Consider the following 22338-nt stretch of genomic DNA (forward strand, 5'->3'; position numbering starts at 1 on the left):
GTTTAGGGTGCAGATCAAAGTGCGGTACTTTTTTACGAAGTTTTATGCAATATTATCTTTTAGCTTGCGATTATCCTTTAGCTTGCGCACGTTTTACTAAAATTACAGAAAGCGTGAAAGCCACTGCGAAAGAAATAACCATTCCCACGCTATACATTGCAAGGCTGTCTGGTTTAATCGACGGAATACCTAAGAAGCCTGCCGCGCCCAGCGCTTGTGCTTTCACATTGAAGAACGCAATAAATGCACTTGATAATCCAGAACCAATCATTGCCGCTAAGAAGGCTTGACGATAGCGTAAGTTTACCCCAAACATTGCTGGCTCGGTGATGCCTAATAAGGCGGAAATCCCTGAAGGCACGGCTAAACCACGTACTTTTGGATCTTTCAATGCAAAGGCTACGCCTAAACAAGCCGCCCCTTGTGCGATATTTGACATTGCAGCAATTGGGAAAATGAAAGTACCACCTGATAATGACATATTAGAAAGGAGCTGGGTTTCTACTGCAATAAAGGTTTGATGCATACCTGTAATGACGATTGGTGCATAGAATGTCCCGAAAATACCACCGCCGATAAAGCCAAGTTTATCATATAACCAAGTTAAACCAATGGTGATTAAATCCCCTGCTTCACGTCCGATTGGGCCAATCACGGTAAAGGCTAATAACCCCGCGATAAATAACGAGAACATTGGCGTAATAAGATTATCTAGATAAGACGGCACAAATTTACGGAAAGTTTTCTCTAAGGTAGCAAGAACCCACGCCGAAATTAAGGTTGGAATTACCGTGCCTTGATAGCCGACTTTTTCAATTTCTAAACCAAATACATTCCAGTGCGTGATTTTGCCTTGCGCGGCGGTCAGAGCATAGTTCCAACCATCTGCCAGTGCTGGGTGAACCAATAACATCCCCAATGCAGCCCCTAAGAACGGGTTTCCACCAAATTTGCGCGTTGCCGAAAAGCCCAGTAACACGGGCAAGAAGACGAAAGGCGCATTGGCAATAGTATTAATAAAATCAACAAGATCGGAAAGATTACTAAAGCGATCGACAACAGAATACCCCGTGATAGACTGCCCAGAATCACGCAGGGCTTGTGGCACATCCCAGAAGAATCCTTGTGCAGTAAGCATACTGTGGATCCCCATTAATAAACCGCCCGCGACAATGGCAGGGATAATTGGCACAAAAATATCTGCTAAGCCTTTCACCAAACGCATAATTAGCCCTTGGTTATTGTCTGAAGCTTGTTTTGCAACCTCATTTTTCGTCATATCCCCGATGTTTAATAATGTTGCCATTTCATCGTGTACTTTATTTACGGTCCCCGAACCAAAAATAATTTGATATTGTCCTGAAACAGAAAATTGACCTTTTACGCCATCAATATTTTCGATCGCCTCTTTATCAATTTTGCTTTCATCTTTGACTACAATACGTAAGCGAGTTGCACAATGTGCAAGCGCGCTGATATTTTCTTTACCGCCCAACTTCTCAATAACTTGCTTGGCAATATTTGGAAAATTCATCGGTTTCTTCCTCTTGTTGATGTCGAATTAAAATTGCACAGATTCTAGCTAAAACCTTTAAGCGTGGCTAGTCTGAAATAAGAAAAATTTGAGTTAGGTCAGCTAATCAGCATTCATCTTGAAAATTTTATGCAGTTAGCAATTTATCTGTAGCAATTTGAGCTAAAAACCCACTACGGCTCTTATATTCTGGGTGAGTTGCCACATAACGATCAATTTTATTGATTAAACGCTTTGGCAAAGTCACATTAATTTTCTCTGTTTTTCCCATTAAATGGGTAAGATCAACATCCACCACAGTGAAAGTAAAGGCTTCGTATTCTTTATTTTTCATATGTCCTTGCAGATCTGTTGGCAGCGGAATATCTTCGCCGTCCTCGATCATTCCTTCGATATGAAAAGTAATAGCTTCTTTTGCATTCGCAAAGGCTTCTTCTAAAGTATCTCCCGCAGAAAAGCAACCTGGCACATCAGGAACAATGACACCATAAGCGTGATTTTCATCACCCATTTCAATTCCAATTGGATATAACATTATCTACCTCTTATATCAAAAAGGGTTATTTCAACCCAGCTTGTTTTAAAATTGAATGAACAGTTTTGAGCGGTAAATCTTTTTTCGGATGGGGAATTGTTACTCGCCCTTTTTTTATAGAATGCTTAAATTGATGATGACTACCTTTCACCGCAATCAGTTGCCAGCCATCATTCTCAATTTGTTTGATTAAATTTGCACTATTCACGTTCTCTCGCCCATCTAATTAGAGTTATTATACCCCCGCCTTTCCAAATAACAACTTTTGCTATTTTTATATAAAGGTATAAGGGCTAGTCTAAAAATTAATGATCGAGAGAATCTAACCAAAAAATAAGTTTGTCCAAATCTTTCTGCCAATTTTGCGATAGTTGTTCCAAATAATTGGTGATCTCACTTTCCCAATCAGGGTTTTCGTTATGCTGGGCTTGTTCGGCGATTTGTTGGATACGTTTTAACCCTACTGCGCCTGCTGCCCCTTTTATTTTATGGGCAATATTTGCCACTTCTTTTTGATATTCAGGTTGAAGTTTGTACATTTCATAAGCAGAGAACAACTCTTTCACATAATCAGGCATCATTTGTTGGAAAAGTGCGGTGTTATTTTTTACCGTTTTTACGCCTAATAAGGCGACAAGTTCCTGTAATGTAGCCAGATCTAAGATCTCATCTTGCGCAATATCGTATTGTTTCGCGGTTGCTGGGATAGGCGAAATATCCTGATTAAAAAACTGATATAAACATTGCGTCAGTGCCTCTAAAGAAAGGGGCTTGCGTAATATATCGTCCATTCCTTGTTGGAGATATTCTTGTTTATCGTGCATTACGTTGGCGGTAAGGGCGATCAGTGGCGGTAAATACTCATAATGATCATTTTCATATTGCTGACGTAAATACTGAGCGATTTCAAAACCCGACATATCAGGCAGTTGAATATCAATGAGTAACAAGTCATAACTATTTTGTTCAAATTTTTCAATGGCTTGCTGCCCCGTCATCGCGACATCTACCTCATAGCCTAATTTTTCCAAAACAGATTTTGCGACAATTACATTGACCTCAATATCTTCAATGAGCAAAATACGCAGTTGGCTTGGCAAATATTGTTGATAGTCTAACGGTTTACTGACGGGTTTAGCTTGGATAGTTAAGGTAAAAATTGAGCCTTTTCCCACCGCACTTTGCACGCTGAGATCGCCCCCCATTAAATTGGCAATGGTTTTGGAAACGGCTAGACCAATTCCACTGCCCGCGTGCTGATATTGGTTGGATTGCACACGATAATACATTGCAAAAATATTAGCTAATTCGCTTTCTGCAATGCCAATACCTGTATCAGAAATCGCGAAAGCAAATTGTTGTTCAGCAATTCGTGTAACTTTGAGCTTGATCACGCCTTTTTGTGTAAATTTCACTGCATTATTAATTAAATTCCATAAAATTTGACTCAATCTTGCGTTATCTAACATCAGCCATTGCGGTAAATCAGATTCATAGTCTAGTTCAAATTTTAGGTGATTTTGCTCCGCCATTAAGGTGGCAAAATTGGCAATATCATTAAGAAAGGCATAAAAATCCGTTTCTTTGCGGTTCAATTCTATTTTATGCGCATCAATTTTTTCCAGATCGATAATATCGCTAAAAATATGCCCTAAAGACACCGCACTCATATTGATTGTTTTGAGATAATTTTGCTGTTCGGCGGTTAAATTACCGTCTAATAAAATACGGCTCAACCCAATAATGCCATTTAGTGGGGTGCGCAATTCGTGGCTAATGGTTGTCATTAATGCGGTTTTATTTCGGCTATTTTGTTCAAGATCATTAAGCGCAATGGATAATTTCTTTTCTGCTACCATTCTTTCCGAGACTTCACGACGTAAATTTTCCACTAATTTGGCTAATTCAAGGCGAGATTTTTCCAGCTTTTCCACTAACAGCGTGAAGAAATAGATCACAAAAGGTGCAGAAATCAAGCCAAATACCACAGAACGCACGACATCTGCCCAATAAACCGTTCCTACAACAAAAAGGCTTAATAGCATTTGTGTACAGAGTGCCAGTACAGCTAGCACCAGCACACCAAGCAGGGAAAACCGCACGCGCCCAAGACGGATCACCCAATCCACATAGCGTTGTGCGAAATGTTTGATATTTCTCATTTTACAACCTTGATTTAGCCAGATAGACAGTGGCGTTATGATAACAATAACGCATAAAAAACGCATAAAAAAGAGATAAAAATTTGCCCTAGACAAGGCTAGGGCAAAATTTGAATAGGTAAGAAGAAAAATGATGCGATAATTAACGGCTGCGGAAAATAATGCGTCCTTTACTTAAATCGTAAGGGGTCATTTCCACGGTTACTTTATCGCCAGTTAAAATACGAATATAGTTTTTACGCATTTTCCCTGAAATATGTGCGGTTACAACGTGTCCATTTTCCAATTCCACACGGAACATCGTGTTTGGCAAGGTTTCTAAAATCGTGCCTTGCATTTCAATGCAATCTTCTTTAGCCATTAATTCCTCTAATATTAGTTAATAAATAAGTCAAAAAACGGGCAAATTATACTCCTATCAAGGGCATTCACCAAGTTTTTTCTAGAAATTTAGTCTAATGCACAAATTTTAATAAACTATGGTAAAATCCACCGCCGTGAAATTTACTTCATTTCTTTATTTCAATTAAGGATATTTTATGAATATTACAACACCACAAGCGGTGCTGGATTTTTGGTTCAGTGAGGAAAATCAACCTTTTTGGTTTGTAAAAAGTGAAGATTTTGATAATAAAATTCGTGAAAAATTTGACCGCACTTTAAAAGCCGCAGCACAAGGTGAATGTGCGAGCTGGCGTGAAAGCATTGAAGGACGCTTAGCAGAAATTATTGTATTAGATCAATTTTCTCGTAACCTATACCGCAATACCCCTGCGGCATTTGCACAAGATCCGATGGCATTAGCGTTAGCCCAAGAAGCAATTAAACAAGCTGATTTTACTCGCCTGCCAACAGTATGGCGTAAATTTATGATTATGCCTTATATGCATAGTGAATCAGCCTTTATTCACCAACAAGCAGTTGATTTATTTCGTTCGCTAAATGATGAATACACGCTGGATTTTGAGTTACGCCACAAAGCCATTATTGATAAATTTAATCGTTATCCACATCGTAATGAGATTTTAAATCGCCCATCGACAGCGGAAGAAATTGCGTTTTTAAATCAACCAAATTCCTCGTTTTAATCTGGAGTATTAAATGATTCATAAATTAATGAAAGCCCGCGATCACCACGAAGTCCATCGTGTCGCTACCACGCTTGAGCTTTATTTTGATTTAGTTTTCGTGATCGCCATTGCGGCTACCGCAAGTGGTTTACACCACGCCCTAGCTGCACATCATTTCAGTGAAGGCTTAATCCATTTTGCCACGTCGTTTTTCTGTGTGTGGTGGGCTTGGATGAACTTTACTTGGTTTGCCTCTGCTTATGACAATGATGATTTTAGTTATCGTATTGTTACAATGGTACAAATGTTCGGTGCAATTATTCTTGCCATTGGCATCAATAATGTCTTTGAACATAATGATTTTACGATGATCTTAATCGGCTATATTGTGATGCGGGTCGCGATGGCATATCAATGGTTTCGTGCAGCCAAAAGTGATCCTGAACGTCGGACAACCTGCTTGCGTTATGCCTTCGGGATTATTTTCACCCAAATTTGCTGGACTATTAGTGCATTGAATTTTCCTTATTTATTCAATAATCTCTTTCCATTCTTGGCATTATTAGAACTTTGCGTGCCAGCTTGGGCGGAAAGTGCGAATAAAACTGCTTGGCACCCACACCATATTGCTGAACGTTACGGATTATTGGTTATCATCGTATTAGGTGAAGGTATTTTAGGTGCCACCAACGCCATTACGCCATTATTCCATAGCAATGAAGCAATGCTTACTGAAGCATTCCCGCTCGGTTTGGGTATCTCTGCCCTAATGTTTTCTTTATGGTGGCTTTATTTCAAAATGCCTTGGGGTGAATTTTTACATAATGAACGTACCTTAAATAATGCATTAGTTTATGGCTATGGACATTTATTGATTTTTATCGCGCTCACTGCATTAGGCTCAGGTCTTGAACTGTTAGCCGACGCTGTAAAAGAATTTGGCACGATGGCAGAGGTTGTTGAACACACAAACAGCAATGCCCATTCTATTTCACCGCTATTTGCGATGACCGCCCTAAGCATTTGCACTGCGATTTATCTTATTGCGTTAGCCTTCTTACGCTGGTATCTAGATAAAGATACGAATTACAGCGTAATTGGTTTCGTACTTGCTATCGCAGCCACCTTCCTCGGCGTGCTATGCGTGTATTTAGGTATGCCACTACAATGGTCAATTTGGTTCACCGTAATAGCCCCAATCGCAATGATTTCTTTCTATAAAACAAAACCCATCGGTTAAGTTTTAGCTGCCCTCCCCTCGCTAAAAAGTGAGCGAGGGGAGATTTAACATTTTGATTTTTCTCACACTTGTATTAGGATAACTAAATCTAATTTGGATGAGGATAATCATTATGTTAATTCACCTTTCAACACAATCTGCCAGCCCAGTCTGGGGCGAAAATGCGTTGCTGAGTTTTTCCAATGACGAAGGCACGGTTCATATCAAACAAAACGCCCCAAATTCTGACCGCACTTTAATTCAGAAAGCCGCGCGCAAATTACGTAATCAAGGCATTAAAGAGGTAGAATTAGTCGGTGAAGATTGGGATCTAGAAAACTGTTGGGCATTTTATCAAGGTTTTTATTCCGCAAAGCAAGATTACGCCATTGAATTTCCTCATTTAGATGACGAACCGCAAGCAGAACTATTTGCCCGTATTCAGTGCGGTGATTTTGTTAGAGAAATCATTAACTTACCCTCTGATGTGATCACCCCAAAAAAATTGGCTGAGCGATCTGCACAATTTATTGCCGAACTTGCTGCGGGATACGCCAGTGAAAGTGCGGTAAGTTTTGAGATTATTTCTGCGGAAGCCTTATTAGAGAAAAATTATCAAGGCATTTGGAATGTAGGTAAAGCGTCTAGCCATAAGCCTGCGATGCTACAACTGGATTTTAATCCAAGCCAAGATCCGAATGCCCCCGTTTTAGCCTGTTTAGTGGGGAAAGGCATCACATTTGACAGTGGCGGATATAGCTTAAAACCGAGTGATTCAATGTCCACAATGCGTACGGATATGGGCGGTGCAGCGTTAGTGACGGGCGCATTAGGTATGGCGATTGCAGGAGGGTTAAACCAACGGGTGAAACTCTATCTCTGCTGTGCCGAAAATATGGTAAGTGCCGAAGCGATGAAATTAGGGGATATTATCACTTATCGTAATGGCATCACTGCCGAAGTGCTGAATACCGATGCTGAAGGGCGTTTAGTACTAGCCGATGGTTTAATCGATGCCGATAAACAAAATCCGCAATTTATTATTGATTGTGCCACCTTAACGGGAGCGGCAAAAATCGCCGTAGGAAATGATTACCACTCGGTGCTTTCAATGGATAACGAACTTGTTGCTGACCTCTTTAATGCGGCACAAATCAGCAATGAGCCATTCTGGCGTTTGCCTTTTGAAGAATTCCACCGTCATCAAATTTCATCATCATTTGCGCAAATTGCCAATATCGGTACCGTGCCAGTGGGCGCAGGTGCAAGCACGGCAACGGCGTTTTTATCCTATTTCGTGAAGAATTATCAACAACATTGGTTGCATATTGATTGCTCTGCCACTTATCGTAAATCAGCCAGTGATTTATGGGCTGCGGGTGCAACAGGCATTGGTGTGCAAACACTCGCTCATTTACTCTTAAACAAAGCAAATTCATAGGAGGAAAGATGGAACGTACATTATCTATCATTAAACCGGATGCGGTAGAACGTAACTTAATTGGTAAAATTCTTAACCGTTTAGAAAGTGAAGGTTTCCGCATCATTGCAATGAAAATGGTACATTTAACCCAAACACAAGCAGAAGGGTTTTACGCAGAACATCAAGGCAAACCATTTTTTACTGATTTAGTCGATTATATGACTTCCGCCCCTGTGGTGGTTTCCGTACTAGAAAAAGAAAATGCGATTAAAAATTACCGCACTTTAATGGGGGCAACAGATCCAGAAAAAGCAGAAGAAGGGACAATACGTAAGCAATTTGCACTTAGCCAACAACAAAACTGCGTACACGGTTCTGATAGCCCTGAAAGCGCTGCCCGTGAAATTGCCTATTTCTTTGTCGAGGGGGAAATTTGCTCGAGAGCAGAATAATTTTGTTATTTCAAAACGCAAAAGAGCCAATAAAAATTGGCTCTTTTTATATGGATAAAATTGAGGAAATTAATCCAAACGTGCCGCCATTTTCAACCAGTCCGCTTTAAATTCACGGCGCATATTATTGATCGCATCAATAATATCGTGATGCACAAGCTGCTCATTTTGAATACCTACGCAGTAACCGCCTTTACCTTGTAATAACAGATCTACCGCATAAACACCCATACGAGAAGCTAAAATACGGTCAAACGCACAAGGTGTACCACCACGTTGAATATGACCTAATACTGTTGCACGCGTTTCGTGTTTAACGCGTGCTTCAATTTCTTTGGCAAGTTCATTCACATCACAGATTAATTCTGTAATTGCAATAATCGCGTGACGTTTTCCTTTGATGATACTGCGTTCAATTTGTTGAATAAGCTCTTCACGGTTAAATTCCACCTCAGAAGCCACAATATATTCACAACCACCAGCAATCCCTGCCGAAATAGTCAGATCACTACAATGTCTACCCATAATTTCTACGATTGAAATACGTTGGTGAGAGCTTGAAGTATCACGCAAGCGGTCAATCGCTGTTACCGCCGTTTCTAATGCGGTTTGATAACCGATGGTGTAGTCTGTTCCTGCCACATCATTATCAATCGTCCCCGGGATACCTACACAAGGGAAACCGTGTTCTTCGGTGAGCAATTTTGCTCCCATATAGGAACCATCTCCCCCAATCACGACTAAGGCATCAATACCGTGTGAGCGTAAAATTTCCGCACATTTTGCCCGTACTTCAGGTTTCTTAAATTCAGGGAAACGTGCTGATCCCAAGAAAGTTCCCCCGCGGTTAATCACATCGGATACGCTATAACGCGTTAATTGCTTAATTTTATTGTTATACAACCCGTGGTAACCATCATAGATACCATACACTTCTAAACCTTCTCCTAAGGCTGAACGAACGACGCCACGGATCGCAGCATTCATTCCCGGTGCATCACCACCACTGGTTAATACGGCAATTTTTTTAATCATAATAGTCAATACCTTTATTCAACGTTAATAATATAAAAACTGTGCGTAGCTTACACTATTCACCAAATCCGCTCTAGAAAAATTTCGTGAATTCTATCACATTTTGATTTAGGTCTAATTATTTTGCTGTAAGCTATCAGCTTGCGCCTGTTCTATTTGTACCACACTGGTCGGTTCGTGATGAATCACAATATCCACCTGTGGGAAACACTGGCGTAAACGTTGTTCAAGATGATCGGTAATTTGATGCGCTTCCACAAAAGAAAGATGATCATCTAATTCTAAATGGAATTGAATAAAACGAATCGCCCCTGAGCGACGAGTACGCAAATCGTGAAAGCCTAAAATATTCGGTTGTGATCGGATAACCTGTTCAATTTGCTCAATTTCTGCTGGGGGTAAAGCTTGATCGAGCAACAACTGAATGGCATTGTAAAACATTTTTGCTGCATTCAATAAAATATATAACGCAATAAAAATAGCAAACACTGCATCCGCCCACAGTACGCCCCATAAGCTCAAGCCTAAAGAACATAAAATCGCCATATTCATTAGTAAATCTGTTTGATAGTGCAAACGATCCGCCTTAATCGCGGGGCTATCCGTTTGTTTTATAATATGGCTTTGATAAAGTACCAGTAACAATGTTGCCACAATGGAAAACAGCGTTACCATAATGCCGAGAGCGGTTTGATTTAACGGCTGTGCTGAGGTTAAACGGTAAATACCTTGTAATAAAAGGAAAATCGCACTGCCTGAAATAAACGCACTTTGAATAAGTGAGGCGAGAGATTCTGCTTTGCCGTGTCCAAAAGAATGATTATGATCTGCTGGCATTAAAGCAAAACGCAAGATCAGCATATTCATAAAAGAGGCTAATAAATCTAGTGTCGAATCTGTAATAGAAGCCAGCATACTGACAGAATCCGTTTTCCACCACGCGAAGCCTTTCACTAAAATTAATAGCAACGCGGTGAAAATCGCACAGTTTGCTGCCCGCTTCACCTGTTTGGAATAGACTTCTTGCATTAACTATTACAGCTCCAAGCGAAAGGGGTACGGTTTAATTTTTGCATTTCTTTATCAACAATATATTTTTTCAAATAACGAATTACTCTGCGATGCGCCATATTCATCAATTTGCGATCCTTGGCAATTTTCACAGAATATTGATATTGTACAAACCCACAAAATGGAATGTTTTTACCCCGCGCCACATTTACCTGCCAATCTGGATTTTGTGCGCTAGGATCATAAATCACAAAAGCAAAAAGTTCATTTTTTCTTGTGTAAATATCAAAATGTTGCACGCCAGTATTACGATAAACACGTTTACGCAAGGCAATGCGATCGGCTAAAGAAAGCTTATCCTTATTGCGGTCTTGCAACAGCTCAATGGCACTGTGCCATTGCTCAGCAGTTTCACCTTTTGGGACATAAACATAGCGTGCAATCGTACCGAGATCCTGCTGCGAAGCAAGATAATAAGTTTGCCCTCCGTGATTAATCGCTTCTGACACAGCAAGCTGCGGGGAAATGCTGCACGCCGTAATACTCAGCGCGGTGAAAAAAATACCCATTTTTTTTACCGCACTTCTCTTTTCCTTAATCCATTGAATTAGCGCTTTCATTTTATTCACTCAAATCGCGTTTAAACACGAATTCCTTTTCTGTTGATGAAGTGGCATCAAACCAGTAACCTGCGAGATCGAACGCTTTTAATTGTTCTACTTGGGTGAGCCGATTTTGAATGAGGTAGCGACACATCAAACCGCGCGCTTTTTTCGCATAAAAGCTGATGACTTTATATTTCCCATTTTTATTGTCTAAAAAAACTGGTTTCACAATATGTGCATTCAATTCACTTTCGTTGACGGATTTATAGTACTCATCCGAAGCAAGATTAATCAACACATTATCCCCTTGTTGATCTAACGCGTGTTGTAGCGTCGTCGTGATAATATTACCCCAAAAATGATATAAATCTTTGCCTTTCGGGTTGGCTAATTTCGTTCCCATTTCTAAACGGTAAGGCTGCATTAAATCTAAAGGGCGTAACAAACCATATAAGCCTGACAACATTCTCAAATGCTGTTGCGCGAATAAAATATCCTCACGAGATAAATGTTCTGCATCTAACCCCGTGTACACATCGCCTTTGAAAGCAAGAATCGCCGGGCGTGAGTTTTGTTCGTGGTGAACCTTATCCCATTGGGCAAAACGAGCCACATTCAATGCGGCTAATTTATCGCTAATTGACATTAAAGACGCCACCTCATTTGGTGCAAGCTGGCGACAAATATCAATAAGCTGTTCGCTATATTGCGTTAAATCAGGCTGAGAAACGTCAAATTTTTCTACCGCACTTTCAAAATCAAGGGTTTTAGCGGGAGAGATAATTGCTAACATAATGAAATCCTTATAAATATGCTAAACCATTAAGGGGAGCTGCCATTCAATTGGCGATAATTGATGTTGTTGTAAATAGGCATTCGCTTGAGAAAAATGCTTACAGCCAAAAAAACCACGATGTGCCGATAAAGGTGAGGGATGGGGTGCTGTGAGAACACAGTGTTTTTGTCGATCAATAAACTGCCCCTTTTTCTGTGCGTGACTGCCCCATAAGAGAAACACAAGATTTTCTCGCTGTTCATTCAAGGCTGAAATAACACGATCAGTAAAGGTTTCCCAACCAAAGTTTGAATGGGAATGGGCTTTGCCTTGTTCCACCGTTAAAACCGTGTTCAATAATAGCACGCCTTGTTCCGCCCAGCTAACTAAATAGCCGTGCTGAGGAATTTGAAAGCCCACATCATTGGCTAATTCTTTATAAATATTCACTAACGAAGGGGGAGGCGCAACACCGGGCTTCACCGAAAAAGATAGCCCGTGCGCTTGATTTGGACCGTGGTAAGGGTCTTGCCCTAAAATCACCACTTTCACTTGATCAAATTCGGTTAATTTGAAAGCATTGAAAATCTCATTCGTTGGCGGATACACAATTTTACCCACCGCTTTTTCACGCTGGATTTGCTGTAAAATTTGCTGAAAATAAGGCTGGCTTTTCTCGCCACCAATCACATCTTTCCACGTTTTCATTTTGTTTTCCTCAGCGTTAAACTTAGAATGAGATTATAAATAACCTCCCCCCAAATTAACAGCCTCTATTTTGATTTAATTATTTAACCATTCTTTAAATAAATGTTAATTAAATGTTAAATTTAAAATCATGATTTCATTTTATTTTTGATGTATATCAATTTCACTATTTTTGTTTGGCAAATTCAATCTGATCCATATCAAAATAATTGAATTGGTCAAATTTTTTGATAAAATCCCTACCAACTTATGATTAATTAACAAACAAATTTAGGAGTTCTTATGATTAAAGGTATTCAAATCACTCAAGCTGCCAATGACAATCTTTTAAACTCATTTTGGCTATTAGACAGTGAAAAAGGTGAAGCACGTTGTTTATGTGCAAAAGGTGATTTCACAGAAGATCAAATCGTAGCAGTCAGCGAATTAGGTCAAATCGAATATCGTGAATTACCTGTTGATGTTGCTCCAACTGTAAAAGTAGAAGGCGGTCAGCATTTAAACGTAAACGTTTTACGTCGTGAAACATTAGAAGATGCGGTTAAAAACCCTGAAAAATACCCACAATTAACAATCCGTGTTTCTGGTTATGCAGTACGTTTTAATTCATTAACACCAGAACAACAACGTGATGTAATTACTCGTACTTTCACTGAAAGTTTATAATTTATCTGATTGTAGTTTAGACGCAAAAAATCGCCCTATACTTTAGGGCGATTTTTTTCTAACTGTATTACTTTCAAATAATTTTCAAAAAACTCAAGGGAATAAAAAATCTTTTTATCCCTTTCCCCAAAAAACTTTGTTGAGATAAAATTATTTATCTCCACAAAATTTTTATTCAAAAGTAAAACAGATACGGGAGATTTTAAAATGTTCTTCTAGTGAGAAATGTTATGCATTGGCGATATTTCCACGCTAAGAACGCTCCACTTCTAATCTTTCAAATACTAGCACTTTGTTTTCTAACTTGCGTAATAATAATGTCGCAATGCCTGTGATGGCAAGGTAGATAACACCTGCAATTCCATAAATAGTGAGTGCATCATATTCTGTGCCGTAAAGTTGTCTTGCGTAACCCATAATATCCAAAATGGTAATGGTTGACGCAAGAGACGTGCCTTTAAACACCAAAATGATTTCATTGCTGTAAGAGGGCAAAGCACGTTTTAAGGCATAAGGAATTAAAATTTTGAGAGTTTGCCAACGAGTTAATCCAAGTGCCGCACAACTTTCCCACTGCCCTTTGGAAATCGCTTTGACTGCGCCATAAAATAACTGTGTAGAATAAGCCGCACTGTTTAAAGCAAGTGTGAGCATTGCACAAAACCACGCATTAGACAATAGCGCCCAAGCTGGGCTTTCTACGATCCATTGGAATTGTCCGGGGCCGTAATAAATTAAGAAAAATTGCACTAATAGCGGTGTGCCGGTGAATAAAGTGAGGAAAATATTTACCGCACTTTTTAATAGTTTATTTTCCATAGCAAGAATAAAGGTCAATGCAATGGCTAAAATAAACGCCAAAAAGAGGGCCGAAATGGTAAGCAATAAGCTTGTTGGAATGCCTTGTGCGATGGTGATGAAATAATCGTGAATCATTATTCCACTCCTCTTTCAAAACGGGTGAAGCGCCATTCAAGCTTGCGGATTAGCACTTGGCTGATTAGCGTAATCACTAAATACATCAATGCGGCAAAGCCATACCAAGTGAACGGTTCGTGTGTTCTTGTGTTGATCAATTCAGCTTGACGCATTAAATCGTGTACCCCAATTAATGAAACTAAGGCAGTATCTTTCAATAGCACTAACCATTGATTACTCAACCCCGGTAAGGCGTGTCGCCAAACTTGTGGCATAATGATATGCAAAAAGGTGTAACCACGGCTTAAACCAAGGGCAGCGCCCGATTCCCATTGTCCTAATGGAATTGCTTTAATTGCCCCACGCAGAGACTGTGAAGCATAAGCAGCAAAAATGATAGAAAGTGCAAGCACGCCACAAAAGAACGGGCTAAGTTCTAAATATTTTCCTGTGATTAATTCCAAAACTTCGGGAATACCAAAATAAATTAAGAACACCACGAGAATTTCAGGTAAGCCGCGCAATAACGTGATCACAATAGCACTCGGTTTACGCACAGATTGCCATTTGCTCATTTCTAAGCTAACAAAAATGAGTGATAAAATCAGCCCGAAGAATAAAGAACACACCGCTAACCCTAAGGTCATTAGGGTTGCGGTGTACATTAAAGGAAGATAATCCACAAACATAGCGATTATTTAGTCATCCATTTGTCGTAAATTTTTTGGTATTCACCGTTTGCTTTAATGGCTTCGATACCTTTGTTTAAACTTTCCACTAAAGCTGTGTTAGATTTATTTACGGCGATACCTAAACCATTGTTAAAGTAACGCTTATCCGTAACACGCTCGCCCACAAAAGTTAACTCTGGATTTTTCTCGAACATATCACGCAATACATCGGTATCACCGAAGATCAAATCAATACGTCCATTTTTTAAGTCTAAAACCGCATCTTGCAAGCTTGCGTAAGATTTTGTTGTGTATTGTTTTGCCTCAGCATTGGCATATTGTTGATAAGTTGTCCCATTTTGCACGCCAACGGTTTTCGCTGTGGCTAAATCTGCTTTCCCTTTCACCGCGATAAAGCTTGCAGAGCTTTCATAGTAAGGCTGGCTAAATGCCACTTGCTTAGCGCGTGCTTCCGTAATATCAATGGCGGAAATTGCTGCATCAAACCCACGTCCTTTAATTAGACTTGGAATTAACGCATCAAAAGCTTGGCTTTTAAAATGGCAAGTGGCTTCAATTTCTTTACAAATTGCGTTAGCAATATCGACATCAAAGCCCACAATTTCGCCTTTTTCATTAGTTAATTCAAAGGGTGGATAGCTCGGTTCCATTGCAAAGGTAATATCTTGTGCTTGCACCATTGCGGCTGAACTTGCTAAAAGTGTAGCTAAAAGTAATTTTTTCATTGTGTAATTCCTTAATGTGAATGAGATAAGTATTGTTTAAATTGTTCCGTTTTCGGTTGGGTGAAACAGCTTGCATCGCCCATTTCAATGATATGACCTTTTTCCATATACACCACTTTGGTTGCAACTTTCTGTGCCACAGAAACTTCGTGCGTTACGATCACTTGAGTAATGCCTGTTTGTTGCAGTTCCTGAATAATTGACACCACTTGCGCGGTGATTTCAGGATCTAGCGCTGCCGTAGGTTCATCAAATAATAAAACCTGTGGTTTCATCATTAATGCACGTGCAATCGCCACACGCTGTTGTTGCCCGCCAGAAAGGTGTAATGGAAAGCGCTCAGCAAATTCTTCCAAGCGTAAACGGGCAAGCAATTCAAGCGCTTGTTTTTTCGCGGTTTCTTTATCCAAACCTAGCACTTTTACGGGGGCTTCAATCAAATTTTCAATCACGCTTAAATGTGGCCATAAATTGTACTGCTGAAATACCATCCCCACATCTTGGCGTAATTGACGCATTTGTTTTGGGTTTGCCCTTGCCGCAGAAAGATCAAATTTATTATTGGCAATAACGAGTTCGCCTGATTTTGGCACTTCTAGTAGGTTTAAAGTACGAATCAGTGTACTTTTTCCTGCACCACTTGGCCCTAATAAAACCACGGTATCACCATCTTCCGCCGTTAAATTAATGTCAAACAGGGCTTGTGATGAACCGTAGAAAAAATTGAGATTTTTTACACTAATGGTCATTTTTGTTGTTAGCTCTACATTCAAAGTTGAAATAATATTAATATTTTTTGCATAAGTATGCAAATAAAAAGTTAAAAATTTTCACCGCACTTTTGTTTTAAGGGGAAAATTCGCTTAACTTTGTCCCGCACTTTCATCAGAAGGCCAAGAATGCACCACTGCTTTGACTAAAGTAGCAAGGGGGATCGCAAAAAACACGCCCCAGAAGCCCCATAATCCACCAAAAATAAGTACGGCAACAATGATAGTCAGTGGATTGAGGTTTACCGCTTCAGAAAATAAAAATGGCACAAGCAGGTTTCCATCTAAAATTTGACTTACCACATAAGCAGCGATTAATGACCAAAAAGTCGGCGTAATACCAAATTGCGACATCGCCACTAAAGCTACCGGAATACTCACTAACACCGCCCCCACATAAGGCACAAGGACAGAAAGCCCCACGGTAACAGCAAGCAATAAGGCATAACGCAGATCAAAAAAGAGGAAGATTGCATAAGTAATCACACCAACGACAAGAATTTCAATAATTTTGCCACGAATATAATTGGCAATTTGTTTTTGCATTTCTTGCCATACTTCATCAGCCAGTTTGCGATTGCGAGGTAAAAATCCGCTGATATAAGTGAGTAATTCTTGTTTATCCTTTAATAAGAAAAATACCATTAATGGTACAAGGAAAGCATAGATGCCCAAGCTAACAAGGCTGATAATAGAAGAAATTGAAAGTTTGAGCGCCGATTCGCCAAAGCCTAAAATTTTGCTTTTCACACTGGTGAAAAAGCTGTCGATCATTTGATAATCCACCACTTCAGGATAATGTTCCGGCAAAGAAAGTAGCCAATCGTTAAGGGAATTAAACATATGTGGTAATTCACTGAACAAATTAATCGTTTGATTCACTAAGGTGGGAATGAGTACCAGCGCAATAATCAGCACAATGCTAATAAAGCCACCAAGCACAAGAAGGGTTGCCAGTAAGCGAGGGAATTTGAGTTTTTCATTTAACACGCGAATAGGCATTTCCAACAAATAAGCCAATACGATCGCCACCAACAACGGCGCAAGTAAATCACTAAAAAAATAAATGGCGATAAAACCAAACAGCAAAATGGCAAGTAATGCCATCGCCTGCGGATCACTAAATCGGCGTTTGTACCAATTTTTCAACATTTCTAACATAAAGCCTCCTTTCAGTGAGAATTTGTGCCGATTATAAGGTAAAATCAGGGGGATTTATATTAGGGGCTGTTGATAATTTATTGTACATTTGAGTTATCGTTTAAAATTAGCACAATTGCAGTGGCGTTCAAAATCAAGAATGCTTTCCTTGATAAGAGCGACAGCAAAAAGTGTGCTAATCTAATACAGCCCCAAATGAATTCTCAACAGCCCCTAATAAAAGGAATTTTCTATGACCGTCAAAATTTATCACAACCCACGTTGTTCAAAAAGTCGCGAAACCCTTGCATTATTACAACAGCAGGGCATTGAGCCGGAAATTGAGCTTTATTTAGAAAAGCAATATTCCGTTGATTTCTTGCAGCAATTAGCACAAAAGTTACAGCTAAACAGTGTGCGAGAAATGATGAGAACGAAAGATGAGTTATACCGCACATTGCATTTGGATTCACACACCGTTACGGAAACGCAGTTACTTGAAGCAATCGCACAGCATTCCGCCTTGCTTGAACGTCCGATTGTAGTCAATGGAGAAAAAGCAAAGATTGGTCGCCCACCAGAAAGTGTTTTAGCAATTTTATAATTTCTTCGCTATAATAACGCCCGCTCCGCCATAATCATTGAGCGGGCATTATTTTTACCCATTTTATTTATTAAGAGGCAATGATGAAAAAGAAAAAATCTTTTGCGCCCGTTGCTGAGGTGCAAGGTTGCACCACCTATCAGCATAACAAAGGGACAATTCGAGATAACGCCATTCAGGCATTATTATCCGATAAATTATTTCGCCAACGCATTGAAAAGAAACGAAAAGGCAAAGGCAGCTATCAGCGTAAGGCAAAACATCAAGGGAAATATATTGAAAAGCCCGATTATCAAGTTTTTGGCAACAGAGATTTTATAATCGGGTTTTTCTTAACAAAAATAGCAAATAGAGGAAGTCATTATGTCAATCAGAACAGAATGTTTATTTAGCAACGAATGGAACGTACGCATTAGCGATCCCGGTGAAGAAGGCGCCCACAGTCATTTTTTTGAGAAAATTTATATCACCCTTGATGCCCATATTGAAGGCGAACATATCACCTATGAATTTACACGCAAAGTAGAAGATCAAGTAAACATTAATCGCACTTTCACCGAATTAAGCGAATTATTCAAATTTTTAGGCGAATACCTTGATCCCGTAGCGCTAGGATTTTTAGGGGTAAAAATAGGCAATCTTGGAATTACATCTTAAATCGCCTAAATAGAAATCATCACCAGTACCAATACTCAAATTTATTTAATTCCATCTAGAACATTGTTTTATTGTTATCCCGCAATAAAACAATGCTCCTTTCAATAATTATGTATTCAATACAGACGAGATGGCCAAAATTTTCAGATACCGCTTTATTGTACCTGCATTATTATAGTGATGTTCAAGCTGTCATTACTTATCAAAGTGCGGTGCTTTTTCATTCATTATTTATTCGCCAAAATCACCGCTCTTTTTGGGGCAGGATAGCCTTCAATCGTTTTGCTGTGATCTTGTGGATCAAGGAAATCAATCAGGCTTTCGTTTTCTAGCCATTCGGTTTTACGTTGTTCTTCAAGGCGGGTTACAGCCACATCAACACAACGCACATTGTGAAATCCACTCTTTTCTAGCCATAAAATCAAAGCATTGACAGAAGGAATAAAATAGACGTTTTTCATTTTTGCGTAACGATCTTGCGGTACAAGTACGGTTTTTTCATCACCATCAATGACTAACGTTTCAAGTACTAATTCCCCACCTGCCCTTAGCTGATTTTTCAATTGAGCGAAATGCTCAAAAGGGGATTTGCGATGATACAACACCCCCATTGAAAACACGGTATCAAATACCCCTAAAGGTTGCATTTGTTCAATACCAAGGGGAATTAAATTGGCTCGGCGATCATTATTTAACAATTTACGCACGGCCTCAAATTGGCATAAAAAGAGTTCTGTTGGATCAATGCCTACCACCATTTTGGCACCTTCACCTAGCATTCGCCACATATGATAGCCGCTGCCACAGCCCACATCTAAAATTAAGCGATCTTTTAATGGTGCAAGGTGAGGTAGCACGCGATCCCATTTGAAATCAGAACGCCATTCGCAATCAATATGAATACCAAAAAGGTGATAAGGCCCTTTGCGCCAAGGCATTAATTGCTTAAGATGATACACAATGCGCTGACGCTCGCCTGCGCTAAGTTCAAAATCGCCCTCAGATTGCACCGCACTTTTTAAATTAATTTGGTTGGCGTGTAAATCAGGTAGAAAATCCACAATTTTTGCCCACTTGGTATAATCGCCGTGGGTTTGTTTTTCCCATTGTTTAAGTTGAGCGGGGAGCGTTTCAAGCCAAGCTGAAAGTGGGCTTGTGGCAATTTGTTGGTAAAAAGGACGAAAATCGATCATAATTTATAAACGGAACATTCCAAAAGAAAAGGTTAAAATTTGAGAAAGGTCATATTTTACCTGATTTGGTACTGTTATTCTATTTCCCTTTTCGTTAGACTAGCCAACAGAAAAACAAGCAAACAAGATTAATATGGAAACCGTAGAATTATTAGTTAATGTAACGCCGAGTGAAACGCGTATTGCCCTTGTAGATACAGGAATCTTGAAAGAAGTACATATAGAACGGCAAGCTAAACGTGGCATTGTTGGCAATATTTATAAAGGTCGTGTAACCCGAGTATTGCCGGGAATGCAATCCGCTTTTGTGGATATTGGTTTGGAGAAGGCAGCCTTTTTGCACGCCTCTGACATTGTTTCACACACAGAATGTGTGGATGAAAACGAGAAAAAACAGTTTATCGTGAAAGATATTGCAGAGCTAGTGCGTGAAGGGCAAGATATTGTGGTGCAGGTGGTGAAAGATCCCCTTGGCACAAAAGGAGCAAGACTGACTACGGATATTACTCTGCCCTCTCGCTACCTCGTGTTTATGCCAGAAAACAGCCACGTTGGGGTGTCGCAACGTATTGAAAGTGAAGAGGAACGTGCGCGATTAAAAGATCTGGTATTGCCTTTTTGTGATGAATTAGGTGGTTTTATTATCCGTACCGCGGCGGAAGGCGCAAAGGAAGAAGAACTTTTACAAGATGCAGAATTTTTAAAACGCTTATGGCGTAAAGTAATGGAACGCCGTGCAAAATATCCAACACGTTCAATGCTTTATGGCGAACTTGCGCTTCCGCAACGTATTTTGCGCGACTTTATCGGTGTTGATTTAGAAAAAATCCGCATTGATTCTAATCTTTGTTTTAATGAAGTGAAAGAATTTACCGAAGAATTTATCCCGAGTTTAACAGAAAAATTAGTACTTCATTCTGGTAATCAACCACTATTTGATGTGTATGGGGTAGAAAATGCCATTCATACCGCATTAGATAAGCGCGTTAATTTGAAATCGGGCGGTTATCTTATCATTGAGCAAACGGAAGCAATGACCACCATTGATATTAATACGGGGGCATTCGTAGGGCATCGTAACCTTGAAGAAACGATTTTTAATACCAATATTGAAGCAACTAAAGCGATCGCCCAACAGCTTCAACTGCGCAATCTGGGGGGCATTATCATCATTGATTTTATTGATATGCAGTCAGAAGAGCATCAAATTCGTGTATTAGAATCGTTGCAAGAAGCCTTAGCGAAAGATCGTGTCAAAACCAGTGTAAATGGCTTTACCCAGCTCGGTTTAGTGGAAATGACACGCAAACGAACTCGTGAGAGCTTAGAACACGTTTTATGTGATGAATGTCCCGAATGTAGCGGACGTGGACGAGTGAAAACCGTAGAAACTATTTGCTACGAAATTATGCGTGAAATTATCCGCGTGCATCATCTTTTTGATAGCGAAAAATTTGTCGTATATGCCTCAAGAGCAGTTGCAGACTATTTAATTAATGAAGAAAGCCACGGATTAATTGCAGAATTAGAAGTCTTTTTGGGTAAACAAATTCAAATTAAGACCGAGGTTTTTTACCATCAGGAACAATTTGATGTTGTGGTAATGTAAAACTTCACTAAAAAGCACCGCACTTTGCTTGCAAGGTAGATTAAGGCAGAGTAAAGTGCGGTCTTTTTTTACGAATTTTTTCGCTATAAGTCCAGCGGAATCTGCATTCCCTTCTTGCACGATTTACGAAACTCGCGTAAATTATCAACGTATCATTTGATGATACATTGAATGTTTTGTGAAAGTGAGTAAAGCAATGAACATCAAAGTTGAAATCAAACACTGGGGAAATAGTAAAGCCATTCGTTTGCCAAAGGATTTTGTCGCTGCAATGAATTTAAACGCAGGAGATATGTTGGAATTTGCACAAGTTGATGAAAAAACCATCAAGGTTGTTGTATTACCCAATCCAAGCAAGATAAAGAAAAAAAGATTAAGCCTTGTGGAACGTATCGCAATGACTTCTCATAAAACGCTGCCAGTTTGCGATGAATGGGATTCAATTGAACCGGTGGGAGGTGAAGTTTAATATGGTAAAATCGCCCTTTGATCGTGGTGATATTATCTCGGTATGTTTAAATCCTACTGTTGGCAAAGAAATTCAAGGAGAACGCAGACCTGCATTAGTGCTGAGTAGTCGTGCTTTTCATCAATTGGGTTTTATGAAAATTGCGCCGATTACACAAGGGAATGCAGAGATTGCGAGAGAAAATGGCTTTGCCGTTACCTTAAGTGGTACAGGCTGTAAAACACAAGGGATTATTCTGGCTTATCAAACAAGAACGATTGATTTTAGAAATCGAGATGCGAAGAAATTAGAATCTGTGCCAGATTATATTGTGTCAGAAGTTCAAGATATTGTGGAATCCATACTCAGAGATTAATGTGATAATCT

General features: G+C 39.6%; 27 protein-coding genes. 11 read left to right on the plus strand and 16 right to left on the minus strand.

Annotation, left to right across the window (positions count from 1 at the left end):
• Positions 1-70: 70 nt before the first annotated feature.
• From L5B83_RS01370 to infA, 5 genes are all read right to left on the minus strand, one after another.
• On the minus strand, positions 71-1534 hold the full coding sequence (locus tag L5B83_RS01370) for a sucrose-specific PTS transporter subunit IIBC (RefSeq protein WP_265777311.1): 1464 nt from the start codon (positions 1532-1534) through the stop codon (positions 71-73).
• Positions 1535-1661: 127 nt separating this feature from the next.
• The gene (locus L5B83_RS01375) at positions 1662-2069 is read right to left on the minus strand and encodes a type II toxin-antitoxin system HicB family antitoxin (protein ID WP_265777312.1); all 408 of its coding nucleotides are present in this window, start codon (positions 2067-2069) and stop codon (positions 1662-1664) included.
• Between the two features lie 25 nt (positions 2070-2094).
• A complete protein-coding gene (locus L5B83_RS01380) occupies positions 2095-2277 on the minus strand; it encodes a type II toxin-antitoxin system HicA family toxin (RefSeq protein ID WP_250349542.1) in 183 nt (60 codons plus the stop codon).
• 97 nt (positions 2278-2374) lie between these two features.
• Complete coding sequence (locus L5B83_RS01385) at positions 2375-4231, minus strand: ATP-binding protein (protein WP_265777313.1); 1857 nt, start codon at positions 4229-4231, stop codon at positions 2375-2377.
• Positions 4232-4373: 142 nt separating this feature from the next.
• Positions 4374-4592, minus strand: a complete 219-nt coding sequence (infA, locus tag L5B83_RS01390) for a translation initiation factor IF-1 (RefSeq protein WP_005627617.1) — start codon at positions 4590-4592, stop codon at positions 4374-4376.
• A 178-nt stretch (positions 4593-4770) separates the two neighbouring features.
• Here infA and L5B83_RS01395 point away from each other — a divergent pair, with 178 nt between their 5' ends.
• The 4 genes from L5B83_RS01395 (at position 4771) to ndk (ending at position 8395) form a co-directional block, all read left to right on the plus strand.
• The gene (locus L5B83_RS01395) at positions 4771-5319 is read left to right on the plus strand and encodes a DUF924 family protein (RefSeq protein WP_265777314.1); all 549 of its coding nucleotides are present in this window, start codon (positions 4771-4773) and stop codon (positions 5317-5319) included.
• Positions 5320-5332: 13 nt separating this feature from the next.
• Positions 5333-6541, plus strand: coding sequence for a low temperature requirement protein A (locus tag L5B83_RS01400; protein ID WP_265777315.1), 1209 nt, complete (start codon positions 5333-5335; stop codon positions 6539-6541).
• Positions 6542-6653: 112 nt separating this feature from the next.
• Positions 6654-7961, plus strand: coding sequence for an aminopeptidase PepB (gene pepB / locus L5B83_RS01405; protein WP_265777316.1), 1308 nt, complete (start codon positions 6654-6656; stop codon positions 7959-7961).
• Between the two features lie 8 nt (positions 7962-7969).
• Positions 7970-8395, plus strand: coding sequence for a nucleoside-diphosphate kinase (gene ndk, locus L5B83_RS01410; RefSeq protein ID WP_265777317.1), 426 nt, complete (start codon positions 7970-7972; stop codon positions 8393-8395).
• Between the two features lie 69 nt (positions 8396-8464).
• Here the strand turns inward: ndk and pfkA are convergent, their stop codons facing one another.
• The 5 genes from pfkA to ung form a co-directional block, all read right to left on the minus strand.
• Positions 8465-9430 carry a 6-phosphofructokinase gene (gene pfkA, locus L5B83_RS01415; protein WP_250349536.1) on the minus strand — a complete coding sequence of 322 codons (966 nt, stop codon included), beginning with the start codon at positions 9428-9430 and terminating at the stop codon, positions 8465-8467.
• A gap of 114 nt (positions 9431-9544) precedes the next feature.
• On the minus strand, positions 9545-10459 hold the full coding sequence (locus tag L5B83_RS01420; protein WP_265777318.1) for a cation diffusion facilitator family transporter: 915 nt from the start codon (positions 10457-10459) through the stop codon (positions 9545-9547).
• Complete coding sequence (locus tag L5B83_RS01425; RefSeq protein ID WP_395897875.1) at positions 10459-11010, minus strand: hypothetical protein; 552 nt, start codon at positions 11008-11010, stop codon at positions 10459-10461. The genes L5B83_RS01420 and L5B83_RS01425 overlap by 1 nt, the downstream gene beginning before the upstream one ends.
• A gap of 52 nt (positions 11011-11062) precedes the next feature.
• The gene (gene yaaA / locus L5B83_RS01430; RefSeq protein WP_265777319.1) at positions 11063-11839 is read right to left on the minus strand and encodes a peroxide stress protein YaaA; all 777 of its coding nucleotides are present in this window, start codon (positions 11837-11839) and stop codon (positions 11063-11065) included.
• A 21-nt stretch (positions 11840-11860) separates the two neighbouring features.
• Entirely contained in the window at positions 11861-12529 is a 669-nt protein-coding gene (gene ung, locus L5B83_RS01435; RefSeq protein ID WP_265777320.1) for a uracil-DNA glycosylase, read from the minus strand.
• Between the two features lie 282 nt (positions 12530-12811).
• Between ung and grcA the strand changes: the two genes are divergently transcribed.
• The gene (gene grcA / locus L5B83_RS01440; protein ID WP_103853427.1) at positions 12812-13195 is read left to right on the plus strand and encodes an autonomous glycyl radical cofactor GrcA; all 384 of its coding nucleotides are present in this window, start codon (positions 12812-12814) and stop codon (positions 13193-13195) included.
• Positions 13196-13447: 252 nt separating this feature from the next.
• Here the strand turns inward: grcA and artM are convergent, their stop codons facing one another.
• From artM to L5B83_RS01465, 5 genes are all read right to left on the minus strand, one after another.
• Positions 13448-14131 carry an arginine ABC transporter permease ArtM gene (artM, locus tag L5B83_RS01445; RefSeq protein ID WP_265777322.1) on the minus strand — a complete coding sequence of 228 codons (684 nt, stop codon included), beginning with the start codon at positions 14129-14131 and terminating at the stop codon, positions 13448-13450.
• The gene (artQ, locus tag L5B83_RS01450) at positions 14131-14802 is read right to left on the minus strand and encodes an arginine ABC transporter permease ArtQ (protein WP_265777323.1); all 672 of its coding nucleotides are present in this window, start codon (positions 14800-14802) and stop codon (positions 14131-14133) included. Before artQ ends, artM begins: the two co-directional genes overlap by 1 nt.
• Positions 14803-14807: 5 nt before the next feature.
• The gene (locus tag L5B83_RS01455) at positions 14808-15530 is read right to left on the minus strand and encodes a lysine/arginine/ornithine ABC transporter substrate-binding protein (RefSeq protein WP_265777324.1); all 723 of its coding nucleotides are present in this window, start codon (positions 15528-15530) and stop codon (positions 14808-14810) included.
• Positions 15531-15541: 11 nt separating this feature from the next.
• Entirely contained in the window at positions 15542-16279 is a 738-nt protein-coding gene (artP, locus tag L5B83_RS01460) for an arginine ABC transporter ATP-binding protein ArtP (protein WP_265777325.1), read from the minus strand.
• A 114-nt stretch (positions 16280-16393) separates the two neighbouring features.
• Entirely contained in the window at positions 16394-17461 is a 1068-nt protein-coding gene (locus L5B83_RS01465) for an AI-2E family transporter (RefSeq protein WP_250363551.1), read from the minus strand.
• A gap of 232 nt (positions 17462-17693) precedes the next feature.
• On the opposite strand from L5B83_RS01465, the gene arsC reads away from it, so the two are divergent.
• The 3 genes from arsC (at position 17694) to L5B83_RS01480 (ending at position 18701) form a co-directional block, all read left to right on the plus strand.
• A complete protein-coding gene (gene arsC, locus L5B83_RS01470) occupies positions 17694-18044 on the plus strand; it encodes an arsenate reductase (glutaredoxin) (protein ID WP_265777326.1) in 351 nt (116 codons plus the stop codon).
• Positions 18045-18124: 80 nt separating this feature from the next.
• The gene (locus L5B83_RS01475) at positions 18125-18436 is read left to right on the plus strand and encodes an alternative ribosome-rescue factor A (RefSeq protein WP_250349525.1); all 312 of its coding nucleotides are present in this window, start codon (positions 18125-18127) and stop codon (positions 18434-18436) included.
• A complete protein-coding gene (locus tag L5B83_RS01480; protein ID WP_265777327.1) occupies positions 18408-18701 on the plus strand; it encodes a DUF5377 family protein in 294 nt (97 codons plus the stop codon). The genes L5B83_RS01475 and L5B83_RS01480 overlap by 29 nt, the downstream gene beginning before the upstream one ends.
• A gap of 227 nt (positions 18702-18928) precedes the next feature.
• Here L5B83_RS01480 and cmoB read toward each other — a convergent pair whose 3' ends face one another.
• Positions 18929-19894 (minus strand): tRNA 5-methoxyuridine(34)/uridine 5-oxyacetic acid(34) synthase CmoB, encoded by a 966-nt coding sequence (gene cmoB, locus L5B83_RS01485; RefSeq protein WP_265777328.1) that lies wholly within the window; start codon positions 19892-19894, stop codon positions 18929-18931.
• Positions 19895-20027: 133 nt separating this feature from the next.
• On the opposite strand from cmoB, the gene rng reads away from it, so the two are divergent.
• The 3 genes from rng to L5B83_RS01500 all read left to right on the plus strand — a co-directional run bounded on the left by rng (position 20028) and on the right by L5B83_RS01500 (position 22327).
• Complete coding sequence (gene rng, locus L5B83_RS01490; protein ID WP_265777329.1) at positions 20028-21503, plus strand: ribonuclease G; 1476 nt, start codon at positions 20028-20030, stop codon at positions 21501-21503.
• A gap of 196 nt (positions 21504-21699) precedes the next feature.
• Positions 21700-21972: an AbrB/MazE/SpoVT family DNA-binding domain-containing protein gene (locus L5B83_RS01495; protein ID WP_265777331.1), complete on the plus strand. Its 273-nt coding sequence runs from the start codon at positions 21700-21702 to the stop codon at positions 21970-21972.
• 1 nt (position 21973) lies between these two features.
• A complete protein-coding gene (locus tag L5B83_RS01500) occupies positions 21974-22327 on the plus strand; it encodes a type II toxin-antitoxin system PemK/MazF family toxin (RefSeq protein ID WP_265777332.1) in 354 nt (117 codons plus the stop codon).
• Positions 22328-22338 lie beyond the last annotated feature (11 nt).

This window comes from Avibacterium sp. 21-599, assembly GCF_026226765.1.
In the GTDB taxonomy this organism is placed as follows: domain Bacteria; phylum Pseudomonadota; class Gammaproteobacteria; order Enterobacterales; family Pasteurellaceae; genus Avibacterium.

Excerpts from the sequence above, each read along its gene's own strand:
- pfkA (WP_250349536.1), bottom strand. The coding sequence starts at position 9,430 with ATGATTAAAAAAATTGCCGTATTAACCAGTGGTGGTGATGCACCGGGA.
- artM (WP_265777322.1), bottom strand. The coding sequence starts at position 14,131 with ATGATTCACGATTATTTCATCACCATCGCACAAGGCATTCCAACAAGC.
- grcA (WP_103853427.1), top strand. The coding sequence starts at position 12,812 with ATGATTAAAGGTATTCAAATCACTCAAGCTGCCAATGACAATCTTTTA.
- L5B83_RS01480 (WP_265777327.1), top strand. The coding sequence starts at position 18,408 with ATGTCAATCAGAACAGAATGTTTATTTAGCAACGAATGGAACGTACGC.
- ndk (WP_265777317.1), top strand. The coding sequence starts at position 7,970 with ATGGAACGTACATTATCTATCATTAAACCGGATGCGGTAGAACGTAAC.
- L5B83_RS01420 (WP_265777318.1), bottom strand. The coding sequence starts at position 10,459 with ATGCAAGAAGTCTATTCCAAACAGGTGAAGCGGGCAGCAAACTGTGCG.
- L5B83_RS01400 (WP_265777315.1), top strand. The coding sequence starts at position 5,333 with ATGATTCATAAATTAATGAAAGCCCGCGATCACCACGAAGTCCATCGT.
- infA (WP_005627617.1), bottom strand. The coding sequence starts at position 4,592 with ATGGCTAAAGAAGATTGCATTGAAATGCAAGGCACGATTTTAGAAACC.
- artP (WP_265777325.1), bottom strand. The coding sequence starts at position 16,279 with ATGACCATTAGTGTAAAAAATCTCAATTTTTTCTACGGTTCATCACAA.
- pepB (WP_265777316.1), top strand. The coding sequence starts at position 6,654 with ATGTTAATTCACCTTTCAACACAATCTGCCAGCCCAGTCTGGGGCGAA.
- L5B83_RS01495 (WP_265777331.1), top strand. The coding sequence starts at position 21,700 with ATGAACATCAAAGTTGAAATCAAACACTGGGGAAATAGTAAAGCCATT.
- L5B83_RS01475 (WP_250349525.1), top strand. The coding sequence starts at position 18,125 with ATGATGAAAAAGAAAAAATCTTTTGCGCCCGTTGCTGAGGTGCAAGGT.
- rng (WP_265777329.1), top strand. The coding sequence starts at position 20,028 with ATGGAAACCGTAGAATTATTAGTTAATGTAACGCCGAGTGAAACGCGT.
- ung (WP_265777320.1), bottom strand. The coding sequence starts at position 12,529 with ATGAAAACGTGGAAAGATGTGATTGGTGGCGAGAAAAGCCAGCCTTAT.
- L5B83_RS01385 (WP_265777313.1), bottom strand. The coding sequence starts at position 4,231 with ATGAGAAATATCAAACATTTCGCACAACGCTATGTGGATTGGGTGATC.
- L5B83_RS01370 (WP_265777311.1), bottom strand. The coding sequence starts at position 1,534 with ATGAATTTTCCAAATATTGCCAAGCAAGTTATTGAGAAGTTGGGCGGT.
- L5B83_RS01425 (WP_395897875.1), bottom strand. The coding sequence starts at position 11,010 with ATGGGTATTTTTTTCACCGCGCTGAGTATTACGGCGTGCAGCATTTCC.
- artQ (WP_265777323.1), bottom strand. The coding sequence starts at position 14,802 with ATGTTTGTGGATTATCTTCCTTTAATGTACACCGCAACCCTAATGACC.
- arsC (WP_265777326.1), top strand. The coding sequence starts at position 17,694 with ATGACCGTCAAAATTTATCACAACCCACGTTGTTCAAAAAGTCGCGAA.
- cmoB (WP_265777328.1), bottom strand. The coding sequence starts at position 19,894 with ATGATCGATTTTCGTCCTTTTTACCAACAAATTGCCACAAGCCCACTT.
- L5B83_RS01375 (WP_265777312.1), bottom strand. The coding sequence starts at position 2,069 with ATGTTATATCCAATTGGAATTGAAATGGGTGATGAAAATCACGCTTAT.
- L5B83_RS01455 (WP_265777324.1), bottom strand. The coding sequence starts at position 15,530 with ATGAAAAAATTACTTTTAGCTACACTTTTAGCAAGTTCAGCCGCAATG.
- L5B83_RS01465 (WP_250363551.1), bottom strand. The coding sequence starts at position 17,461 with ATGTTAGAAATGTTGAAAAATTGGTACAAACGCCGATTTAGTGATCCG.
- yaaA (WP_265777319.1), bottom strand. The coding sequence starts at position 11,839 with ATGTTAGCAATTATCTCTCCCGCTAAAACCCTTGATTTTGAAAGTGCG.
- L5B83_RS01395 (WP_265777314.1), top strand. The coding sequence starts at position 4,771 with ATGAATATTACAACACCACAAGCGGTGCTGGATTTTTGGTTCAGTGAG.
- L5B83_RS01500 (WP_265777332.1), top strand. The coding sequence starts at position 21,974 with ATGGTAAAATCGCCCTTTGATCGTGGTGATATTATCTCGGTATGTTTA.